The organism is Stenotrophomonas sp. Steno-Z10-HUANG, from assembly GCF_056393075.1.
The window spans coordinates 66,781-76,737 of the sequence record NZ_JBWJPA010000014.1 but is presented as its reverse complement, the minus strand read 5'-3'; the positions used below and the strand labels follow the sequence as shown (position 1 = coordinate 76,737).

The following is a 9,957-nucleotide window of genomic DNA, read 5'->3' as shown; positions in this document are numbered from 1 at the left end:
AAGACGCCGAAGCGGTGTTCCATGAGCTCAACAAGTCTGGCCATCGTCACGAGAAGACGTTCGAAGTGATCGAGCGCTGGGATGCTGATGCTCGCAACCAGGGTCCGAACTCGAAGTTCGGTCGAACCCTCGCCGCGCTGGTGGACGAGGCGCGGGACCACCTGAAAGGGTCAGTGATCTACGAGGCCAAGGAGATGTCGCAGGAAACCATGGGCGCGCTAAAGGCGCGGTCTACGCAGGCCAAGCTTTCGCAGGCGCTTCCTGCCGCCAGCGGTCCGAGCATGGTCATCGGCGGCCAGGTGTGGAGCCCGCGCGTAGAAGCGCAGAAGGAAACGCCAGTGGCCAGTCAGGAAGTCCCCCAGCAGCGCATGCGCCTCTAAACGCATCCATCCCCACAATCAGGAGAACCCACATGAACGTCCAGATCGCCCAATCGATGAACAACGCCGCCGATGACCAGGAGCGCTACGCCATCCTGGCCGGCTTCGCCCGCGGCAACGACGAGTTGCGCGCCAAGGGTGCTGCAGAAGAACTGGTGGACGCGCTCTACTACGCGGGCGCCGCCTTCAACCGCTGGAAGGCTATCGCCACCGTCCGCGAAGCCGCGGCGGCCTGAGGAGCTGGTGATGCTGCCCTTGCGCAACCCCCGCCTGGACAACCCCATGGGGCGCCTGCCGACGTCCTTCGTCAACGCGGGCGATGCCGACGAAATCCGCCGGTTGGCCGAGAAGCACGGTATCCCTTTCAACGAAGCCGTGCGACAGATTGTGGCGCTCTACTTCCGCCAGCCTTTCCCGCTGTCCAGCAAGCGAATGGGCGACAGCAAGACAGATCGGCTGCCTGAGATGGTGGCTCCGCGCCACATTGTCGAAGGCATCGGTGGTCTGGCGTCTTCGTTGGGCCACACCCGCGGCGAAGTGTTGCGTCAGATCATACGGGGCACGCTGAGGAAACGCCGTGGCCGTGATTGATCGCACCCCGCCACCGCCAGGCAGCCCCAGCGCGGAGCTGATTCACGCGTGTATCGAGGGCAACCTGGTGGGGGTGCTTGAGGCGCTAAGGCAGGGGGCCAATCCCAATTCGTGGCGGGAGAACGAAGGTCCAGCCATCCACTCGGCGCTGGCCTGGCCGCGAATCGTCGAAGCCTTGATCGAAGCGGGGGCGGAGCCGCACGCGCGCAACTTCTGGAGTGAAAGGCCGCTGGAGAAGCTCGCGTCGGACTACCAAGCCAGTGAAAGCCCAGTGGAGCGGGGGCGCATGGAACAGACGGCGCGGCTGCTGATGAGGCTCGGCGGCAACGCCTACCGCGCCAGCCCGTTCTGGCGGACAGGAACCCTGCGCGATGCAATGCCCCAGGTGGTGGCGAAAGTGGAAGCCGAACTGCGGCAGGAGTTGCTGCAGGACAGGCTGGTGACCGTGGCCGACACGCCGACGGTAAGCCGCCCGCGTCTTTAAGCAAGAGCAACTGCACAACGCCGCCACCGGCCGCTGCGCGACCGGCGATCTGAAAAGCACTCAATGGAAGAAAGGTAGCAACACCATCGGCGCATATTCGATGTTAGGAATATTTGCGTGAAATTACGCAGTTTTCGATTTTAGTCTTAAAAAGATCCCTTGCAGGCATGGACATTTTCTTGAGGCGATCTACCTTGAAGGTGTGGAGGGCAACCCGCTAACCAAACGCAAAAAAGGAAGATCAACATGAAAATCAAACCCTATACCCCCGCCAAAGCCATTCGCGCTGCTGCTCTCAAAGTTGCCCAGGACAAAGGCTCCGTCGAAGTTGCGGCAGGCGTCTATTTGAACTCGCAGGAAAGTATCGTGGCGGATCAAGCCGACTTTGGCGACGAGGACGGTGCTAAGACGACCGACTTCACGAAAGCGCCGTTCTGGATCACCACCAACGATGGGCAAGTCCAGCCGATCTACGGTGTAGACGACAAGGATCTGATCGACGTCCTCGCCAACGCTTGATCGACAACGACACTCCCATCAGGACCGACAGTCATGACCCTTTCCATCCTCGCCGCGCTCGCTCCCATCGTGCTGCCCTTGAGCGTTTGGCTCGGGGCTCGCATCTCGGACGCCATCGAAAACGCCGCCTGGGCCTCCTGAGGCCGCCATGGCAGCACGGCACTACTACTACGCTTACGAGCGCACGGACGGCGAGGTGTGCTACTTGCCCAAGCGTCTGCATGAGGGCATCCAGCGCTACCCCCACACCATCGGTCACTACCACCTGACGCAATGGCTGGGCGTGAGCAAGCTGCTGACGCCCGAGAAATACAAGACCATGGGATGGATGGGCACGAACCGCCCGATCGCCAAGCGTGCCGCCGCAACAGCGGCCTAATCCCGTCTCATCGACTGACACACGCGCAAGGCAAAATGGCGCCATGAATCAGTCCGCTTCCCCCGAAACCGACGACGTCTACCTCCATGCGCCAGCCTACGGTCTGCTGCTCGGACAAACCACCTGCCATTTCTGCCGTGCCAGCACGTCTACGGCGGCGGTGTGGGTGCCGTCCTTCGAGGAGCGCGACGAAGAGGGCGTGGTGGACCAGGGGGAGGGTGCCTTGCTGCGCTACATCGAGCACCTCGACGAGAGCGCTATCGCGTTCCTGACCGGGCACGCTCCCTGGCTCCGCTTCGCATCCACCCGCACCTCTGGCCAGACCTACTTGGCCCACCACTGCACCACCTGCGGGGCGCTCCAGGGCGACCACTTCGTCTTTTCCCCAGATGGCCCGTATTGGCCCGAGGGCGACACCCAACTGGCTTCACTTCGCTTCATCCCCGGACTGGGCTCGCTCATCGTTCTGGCAGTTTCATTTTTAGTCTGACTTTCTGCGATTTACCCCCTTGACTCGACCTGTCGGTGTGGTTGCATGGGTTTAAGCCGTATAGGAGTAGAAGAACCTACTCATAAATGGTCAACCCTAAACCGACAGGAATCACCCCATGCACCAAATCTTACTGACCGTGCTCCAACCCCGCTCGGGCTTGTTCATGAGCGCTGCCAACGAGCCTTGCCGAGGCTACGTTGAAGCCGCCCACATCCCCAACTCGAAGCGCCACCGGCTGGTTCGCCTGGCCAAAGAGAAAGCCCACTTCGAGCAGAAGAGCCGGAAAGAGGCGAGGTGGAAATGAGCACCCTCAATCCCAAAGAGCGCTTCGCCCGCAAGCTGCACGCCGCGGTCCAGGCCAACAACCCGTTTCTCCTGCGCCATCTGGTGCGCCGCATCCATCAGGCCCGCATCGACGCCTGGAGGTCATCTGAGGAAAATGGCGGCTTCCCGTCGCTGGATGTCTCGCTAAGCCCGCAGGACATCACGGCGTTTCATCTGGCGTGTATGGGGTGGAAGGCGTATCGCGACAACCCCCACTTGGCTTACGGGTTCGACCAGATGGCCCTCATCCTTGCCGCCGCGGGCGCGGACCCTTTCGCTGAATTCCACGACGGCAAGCAGCGCCGGACCATCTTCGAAGTGTTGGGGCGTGACCTTCCACCCTCGCTGAAAGATTGGATGGCCAAGCAATCGTTCGACCTCCACGCTTCCCCTTCCGAAACGCTGGTCACCCAACGGGTGCTTCCATCGGTCAAATCAAGGGCGGCGTAAGGACGCACGAGAGGTGCGCATGGTGCAAGGAAAAGAGTCTGGCGGCTTAACGGCTAAAAAGTTTGCAAAAACATGCACTTGCGTGGAGATTGGCTCGGTATAGAGTCGGTAGGGCAACCCCCACCTACTCACCAACGGAGCTTTCCATGCGCTTGTGCTGCTTCTCCCTGAAGGGCGGTGTCGGCCGCACCACCTTGGCCCTGAACCTCGCCGGGTGTTACGCCCGCGACCCCAGGCTGCGTGTGCTGGTCAACGACCGGGACCCCCAGGGCGGCGCCAGCGCCTTTGCGGCCCTGTCGGATGAAACCCCGTTCTCCGTGGGCCGTTCGCGCTCGCCTGGTTTCAACATCGAGATCACCGACACCCCGCCCAGGCTCCCGGACAATGAGGTGATCCCCGAAGCTGACCTCTACCTCGTCCCGACGCTGCTGGACGGTGCCAGCTTCCTCATCTTCCTTCGGACGGTGGAGGTGCTGGAGAAGAAGGGCAAGCGTTATCTGCCCGTCGCCAATCGGGCGAACAAGAATAGAGCCTCCCACCGTCGCCGGCTGGAGCATCCCAAGATGGCCGGAGCAGTTCTTGTGCGTGACCGGGCGCTGATCGCGGACTGCTACGAGCAGGGCCAGACGGTGTTCGACGCCGCCGACCGGTGGGCCCAGAAAGCCCAGGAAGAGATCCACGGGTTGGCCGTGAGGGTGCGCCACACCCTCAAGCGTGACGCCAAGGGGAGGGCTGCGGCATGATGGACCTTCCACTGGTTTCCCTCCCTGACCTACCCATGGCCACTCGCAAAGCTCCCGCCAAGAAGGCGGTGACGAAAAAGACTGCCAAACGCACGCTGGATGACGTCAAGAACGTCACCCACACGAAGCCATCGCGGATGACGTCCAAGGCCGAGCCGGCGATCGGGCGCATTCCTGAGCATATCCTTCTGGGGCCGGGCGACTACCCAGAGCGGAAGTCCTACTTCGACTACGACGACAGCCAGCGGGCTGGCACGGTCGGAGGCAAGCGCGTCCACATGGTCATGCCGCGGTCGGTCACCCTCCACGACTACCGTCGGCGCGAGGATGGCCTGCGCCACCACCGCGCGATGGTGACGATCCCACCGAAGCTCCGGGAGAACATCGCAAAGTTGTTCGGCTACGAGGACTCCGAGGACGCCGGCCGGGAAGTGGCGCTGACCACGGCCATGGTGGCACTGGCGGACTACGCCGCCGCGACGCTCATCAAGGAGAAGACCCTGTTGGTCGTGAGCTCGCCGGCAGACGCGCATGCCGAGGAACGGAAAGCCGCCAGGGTGGCCATTCGAAACCGCGGCAAGGCAAGGAACGGCAAAATCTACTGAACCTGGCAAACAGGGGTGACGAAAAAAGCGGCTATGGCCGCTTTTTTTGTGCCCGGGTTTCGTGCCGGAGGAAAAGCAACAGCGGCTGAAAAGCATCCCCTGGCGGGGAAAGGCACACGCCTACGGCGCAATAACGAACATTGGGTGGGTCAAGAGCATAAACGTTCATTTAGTGAACTATAAAAGTTAGGTTCACCTATTGCGCAATTTAAGCGGGCTCATAGCCTGGAGTTGAAGGGGCATCGACGCCCAAAAACCCAAGGAGTTATGACGTGAATATAAATGCGACCAACGACGAGGAACTGATGAAGGTGATGGGGCTCAACGAATGCATGCTGGAAGGGTATTCGCACGTTTCCCTTGAGCCGGTGGGGTTTCGATACGAAGAGAACTGGGGGTGGGCGGACACATGGTGCGCTCGGCATCGGGCTTACTCGCATCCCATGGGCGAGTGGATCGTGGTCGATGGCAGAAGGGTCGTTGTGCAGAAGGGGCGTCCAAAGTCGAAGAAGGCGTTGCTCTTGAAATGGCGAAAAATGCAGAGCGAAGCCGAAAACGTCCGGCGTTGTTGGAATTACGAACAGGAGAATGAGAGGCATAACTGATGCGCGGTGGCTTTATGTTGGGGAAAAATGCTTTATCTGGCCGCAGAATTTGCATTTAGTCAAAGAAAGTGATGGATAAATCATTGCGCTTTTTATGTGCTGTCGTAACTTGGATTTGAGGGAGGCAATCCTGCTAACCAATCAACACCAAGGAACTGACATGTATATCCACGCCATCGCTCACAACAACCATCAAGCTTTCGCCATCACTGAATCGCAAGGAACCGGTGGAACCCGCTCTTGGGGAATCTGGAGGAAATTGCGCCTCATCCGGTTCGACGTGTCGGCGGCTGAGAAAGTGGCCGACGAGTTGAGCAAGACCGGCCATCGCTGGGAGAAGTCATTTGACGTGCTCGAAGATATCGAAGTAGACGTGCGCAACGCTGGACCTGCGTCTGGCTACGGCAAGGCCTTTGCGGAACTGGAGCGACAACTGGAAGCCCGCGCGGGCGAGGGCGCGACGGAAGTGGAAGGTGATTCGCTCAGCCACCTCAAAGCGCTGGTGAAGCACTGATGGCTCACCATCAAGCCACTCCCACTCTCCTCAAATCGGGCGAGTGGGGCGCTCGGGTCCTGGCCCCCCAGGTCGGCGTCGGCGATCAGCTGACAGTGGTTGCGAAGAACGGCAACAGCTGGGAGGCCCAGGTCGATGGCATCGTTTGGCAGGGAGAGGACGTAGCCCTCTGCCGGACCTCTCGATCGCGGGTTGCGCGAGCCCAGACGGGTTACTGCACGCAATGTGGACGCCGCGCCGTGGACTGCTCGTTTCATGCAGCGATGGGTGGGCTTTGCGGCGAATGCGCCTTCGACGAATACGACATGTGAGGTCCTTCCCGTGAGCAACCCCTACGCCCTTCCCGCAAACCCCCAGGACGACCACCGCCTGCCGATGGTGCGCATCGCCCCCGAAAAGGCCGCCGCCTTCCGTGATCTCGCGCATCGAAACGGGCTCTCGTCCACGGCTGCATTGGCCGCATTGGTCAACACCCATGCCACGATCCGCCAACCGTTGACGCCCCGCGTTCGGAAAGGCCAGGGTGAGTCGGCGCGGTTCACGGCCGCACTCCCGGACTGCCGGGTGTCGGTGAAGGCCGGCGACGCGTTGCGTGCCGACGCTCAGGCCGCGGGCGTTTCGTTGACAGAAGCCCTACGTCAACTCGTGGATCGGTGCCTGATGCAGGTTCACTGAGAAACGCAGGTTTCAACCGGTGCTGGCTCGCCAGTAACCCCCAGCTCGGACGATTCATTTCCGGTGACGCGTTGCTTCAGGGCTTGCCTGGACATCCTGGGCGGGGCCGTCAGCGTCAATTCCTTCCCATCGAGGGAACGGTAGAACGGATCATCCACCCCCGCGCTCACGTAAACGACCAGGTCAGGCCCGATGGTCAACAGCCCGGCGTCGAACAGGGCGTGGATATCCTTTCGCAGCAGCAAGCCGTTGCTCAATGCGTTGGTGGAAGTCCCGTTGTAAGGAACGATATGGGCGGCGTCGATGACGCTGGCCTGGGCCGTCCCCGTCACCATGCACACCGCCCCGTAGTGGGCGACCAGTCGCTTGCGGAACTCGGCTTGTCCTTCCCGGATCACCCGCAGGACTTGCTCCACGCGCTTGCCCTCGGTCACCACGGCTTCCTCGGTCGGGAGCAATGGCTCCTCCACCGTCAACCGTCCGTTCTCTTCCAGCACTCCCCGGAGGGCTTGGATGGCCTCGTGGGACAGGAACTCGGCCGCTGGCCGCAACTGGGGATCGATCCCGGCACGGTGGCGAATCTCAGCCAACAGCAGGGCGGCGTCTTCAAGGTAAGTGAGCTTTTCCCGACGCATGCCCCAGAGCTGATTCAGTTCATCCAAGGCCCAGGTGTTCAACGCCAGACGGACTTCCCCACTGCTCATCCGGCGGGCGCGATTGCCCTTCGCCAGGTTCTGCCGCACCAGGTATTCCTGGAGCTCTGGGGGATCGGTCTGTTCGTCATTGTCGATGGTGAAGAGGCTGCGGTAGGGCTGCGGGGACGTCTTCCGCTGCTCCTCCCGGCGCTGCCGTCGCTCTGCGCGCCACTTCGCGATCCGTTCCTTTTCGCTGTCCATGACTTATCAAGGGTTGAAACCTAGCCCATGGTAGTGGAAGCCCAGCCGGCTTTCCCCTCAGCCAGGCGGCGACGGCCGCGGATGCGAAAGCTGGCGAACCTTCAGCCAGATGGCCGCCAAGTCATCCACGTCTGCCTGCAGGGCAGCCCGTTCACCCGGTAGGTAGGCCCGGATCCGGCCCGCGTCCACGTCCGCGTCACGTTTCGCCAGCCGGGATCGGGCCTCCAGCCATCGGGTCTTCGTTTCGGCCTCACGGGCTGTCCGGTGTTTCGTCCTCATGCGCACTGAGCCGGCCTTCTCGCTGTATGCCTTGATCTGACCATCGACAGCCGGTGGCCAGGGTGTTTCATGGGCGCCTTTGCGCCGCTGGCGCACCTGGCGAAGGGTGGGATACCGGGCTTGCCAGCCGTTCTGCCCGATCCTCTCGCCATGAGCGGAGTTGTCCTGGCTCAGATCGATGACTAGGGCGTGGAGCTCGATGAGCTGCCAGACAGCGGATTGAAAAACTTCTCCTGGCACGTCGAAGCCCACCACCTCCCCGTGCTCCATCCAGTGGGCTTGGTGCACTTGGCGCAGCAGGACAGCGGCGCCGTTCCGGGCCGTGAGGGTCCGCTGGCCCACCGGCCACCCCACGAACCATCCGTTCCCATGGCGTTCGACGTGGACGAGGAAGCGAGGATGCTTCCAACGCTCCTGAAGATGGGCCAGAACGGTGGCTGGCTTGGCGTAGCGGCCTGCAGCGGTTAGGTGGTTGTCCGAGTTTTCCAGCACCCGCAACCGAGTTTCTTTCAACCGCTGGAGGTGGTCAGCAGGCACCCGGTCGATCAACTCGTCCCACGCCAAGAGATCACGGCCACGCCGCTGGGTGACGCAACCCTTGCAGCTCATCCGCCAGTTCTCGGAAACCAGGCTGCCTCCCATGCGTAACGGAACCAGCGGAGAGAGGGACCAGGTTTTCGCTCGCTTACTGTCGATGGGCGAGAGGCAATAGGCGCACTGATCGTTGCCATGCCCCAATGCCGCGTCCACATGCCAAGGGCGCACGCGTGGGTCCGGCTGAGCATGGTGATCAAGCAGCAGGGCGGCGAATGCAAGGAAGGCAGGTGAGGTCATGCCCATTCCCCCAGCAAACGAAAGCGGTTGGTCCGAGTGGGGCGCTTGGAGGCTTCAGCGCTTTGCAATGGCCCCCGCACTGGATTGACTAAAACGAAATGGCGAACGGATTTTCTGAAAGCGTTCTGACACACATGGACGACCTCTTCCATATGACTAAAACGACCGGTGCGGTGCATCCATGGTCCCCCAGCCGATCTGACTAAAGCGATTGCATCAAGGGTTTTCGTAAACAGCGCTGACGGGTTGCGAGCGCCACCAAGGACGGTTGACCAGTGAGGGGATGAGGGGCGCGAACGAAACGTTGAAGGGATGCCGAGCGAGGGACGACGGAGGGCGCAAGGGGAGGGGAGGCGTTGTGCGATTGAAGGCAAGGCGTGCATGGGGGCGAGGTGATCCTGATGGGGGATGCACCACCAATACCGCGCATGGGGATAACCGCAAGGGGGGGCGCCGAAGTGCAAAAGCCGAACAGCCTCGCGTCGGAAAGGCTGTCGGCAATCGCGGGCAGAAAGAGCCTTTTAGTCACCCTTGATTGCACATACACATGACGCACTGAAGTGGGTGTGCGCTTCGCGCCCAAAATCTGCGTCACGAACGGCGAAAGCTCAATGCAATCAAGGCCTGACAGTGTCACAAGCGTCAGGAGACAAGGTCAGCGCTTGTTAGCTCCTTTCACCCATGTTTTTCAGGCTCCTGCGGTGGGGCCTTGCCAACTCGCGGATTCCAGGTATCGGTGGAGTAATCCAGAAACGGAGCTACTCGACAAATGGCGTTCGTTCGTCAAAACGTAAATCTCGATCGCGAGCAACTGAAGCTGGCTCGCCGTCTCGCTCGCGAGAGCGGGGTGGCGTTCAGCGCTTACATGCGCGATGCACTGGAGCGGCATAACGCGGGCGTCACATTGATCGCGGTGCTAGAGAACTCGAACGCCCACCTGGAGCTTCTGCTCGATCAGCTGCGCGAGGAGAACGCGACCTTGCGCCGGTCTCTCCAGGATGACCAGAAGCGGCTGCGCGACGAGATGAAGGCCGAGCAAGACCAAGCCATTAAGCGCTACGAAGACGCGCTTCGCCATGTCCTTACGTCGATGAGCAACGCATCGGCCATTCCAAGAGGCAGTCCCGCCACGCGTGGCGCGGGCCTTCCCGTGAGCAAGCCCAACGTTTGAGCACCCCCACCAACC

General features: G+C 61.4%; 16 protein-coding genes. 14 read left to right on the top strand and 2 right to left on the bottom strand.

All coding sequences use genetic code 11. The features are described 5' to 3' along the window. The 13 genes from AC06E6_RS16170 to AC06E6_RS16110 all read left to right on the top strand — a co-directional run. On the top strand, nt 1-380 hold a 380-nt coding region (locus AC06E6_RS16170; protein ID WP_478062034.1), incomplete at its 5' end, for a hypothetical protein. A 32-nt stretch (nt 381-412) separates the two neighbouring features. After that, the gene (locus AC06E6_RS16165) at nt 413-616 is read left to right on the top strand and encodes a hypothetical protein (RefSeq protein WP_183642723.1); all 204 of its coding nucleotides are present in this window, start codon (nt 413-415) and stop codon (nt 614-616) included. Between the two features lie 10 nt (nt 617-626). After that, nucleotides 627-971 (top strand): hypothetical protein, encoded by a 345-nt coding sequence (locus AC06E6_RS16160; protein ID WP_478062032.1) that lies wholly within the window; start codon nt 627-629, stop codon nt 969-971. Continuing rightward, the gene (locus AC06E6_RS16155; RefSeq protein WP_478062030.1) at nt 958-1,455 is read left to right on the top strand and encodes a hypothetical protein; all 498 of its coding nucleotides are present in this window, start codon (nt 958-960) and stop codon (nt 1,453-1,455) included. The genes AC06E6_RS16160 and AC06E6_RS16155 overlap by 14 nt, the downstream gene beginning before the upstream one ends. Nucleotides 1,456-1,701: 246 nt before the next feature. Then, entirely contained in the window at nt 1,702-1,974 is a 273-nt protein-coding gene (locus AC06E6_RS16150) for a hypothetical protein (RefSeq protein ID WP_478062028.1), read from the top strand. A gap of 148 nt (nt 1,975-2,122) precedes the next feature. After that, nucleotides 2,123-2,353 carry a hypothetical protein gene (locus AC06E6_RS16145; RefSeq protein ID WP_478062027.1) on the top strand — a complete coding sequence of 77 codons (231 nt, stop codon included), beginning with the start codon at nt 2,123-2,125 and terminating at the stop codon, nt 2,351-2,353. Nucleotides 2,354-2,396: 43 nt separating this feature from the next. Further along, entirely contained in the window at nt 2,397-2,843 is a 447-nt protein-coding gene (locus tag AC06E6_RS16140; protein WP_478062025.1) for a hypothetical protein, read from the top strand. Between the two features lie 303 nt (nt 2,844-3,146). Beyond that, complete coding sequence (locus tag AC06E6_RS16135; RefSeq protein ID WP_478062023.1) at nt 3,147-3,620, top strand: hypothetical protein; 474 nt, start codon at nt 3,147-3,149, stop codon at nt 3,618-3,620. 146 nt (nt 3,621-3,766) lie between these two features. After that, nucleotides 3,767-4,363 carry a nucleotide-binding protein gene (locus AC06E6_RS16130; protein ID WP_478062022.1) on the top strand — a complete coding sequence of 199 codons (597 nt, stop codon included), beginning with the start codon at nt 3,767-3,769 and terminating at the stop codon, nt 4,361-4,363. Nucleotides 4,364-4,398: 35 nt separating this feature from the next. Then, nucleotides 4,399-4,968 (top strand): hypothetical protein, encoded by a 570-nt coding sequence (locus tag AC06E6_RS16125; RefSeq protein WP_478062021.1) that lies wholly within the window; start codon nt 4,399-4,401, stop codon nt 4,966-4,968. A gap of 272 nt (nt 4,969-5,240) precedes the next feature. After that, nucleotides 5,241-5,573, top strand: coding sequence for a hypothetical protein (locus AC06E6_RS16120; RefSeq protein WP_478062019.1), 333 nt, complete (start codon nt 5,241-5,243; stop codon nt 5,571-5,573). A gap of 160 nt (nt 5,574-5,733) precedes the next feature. Continuing rightward, nucleotides 5,734-6,087 carry a hypothetical protein gene (locus AC06E6_RS16115; RefSeq protein ID WP_478062017.1) on the top strand — a complete coding sequence of 118 codons (354 nt, stop codon included), beginning with the start codon at nt 5,734-5,736 and terminating at the stop codon, nt 6,085-6,087. Nucleotides 6,088-6,408: 321 nt separating this feature from the next. After that, complete coding sequence (locus AC06E6_RS16110; protein ID WP_478062016.1) at nt 6,409-6,762, top strand: hypothetical protein; 354 nt, start codon at nt 6,409-6,411, stop codon at nt 6,760-6,762. On the opposite strand, the gene AC06E6_RS16105 is transcribed toward AC06E6_RS16110, so the two are convergent. Continuing rightward, entirely contained in the window at nt 6,756-7,658 is a 903-nt protein-coding gene (locus AC06E6_RS16105; RefSeq protein ID WP_478062015.1) for an HNH endonuclease, read from the bottom strand. The genes AC06E6_RS16110 and AC06E6_RS16105 overlap by 7 nt on opposite strands. Nucleotides 7,659-7,715: 57 nt before the next feature. After that, nucleotides 7,716-8,771 carry a hypothetical protein gene (locus tag AC06E6_RS16100; protein WP_478062013.1) on the bottom strand — a complete coding sequence of 352 codons (1,056 nt, stop codon included), beginning with the start codon at nt 8,769-8,771 and terminating at the stop codon, nt 7,716-7,718. A 769-nt stretch (nt 8,772-9,540) separates the two neighbouring features. Between AC06E6_RS16100 and AC06E6_RS16095 the strand changes: the two genes are divergently transcribed. After that, on the top strand, nt 9,541-9,942 hold the full coding sequence (locus AC06E6_RS16095) for a hypothetical protein (RefSeq protein WP_478062011.1): 402 nt from the start codon (nt 9,541-9,543) through the stop codon (nt 9,940-9,942). Nucleotides 9,943-9,957 lie beyond the last annotated feature (15 nt).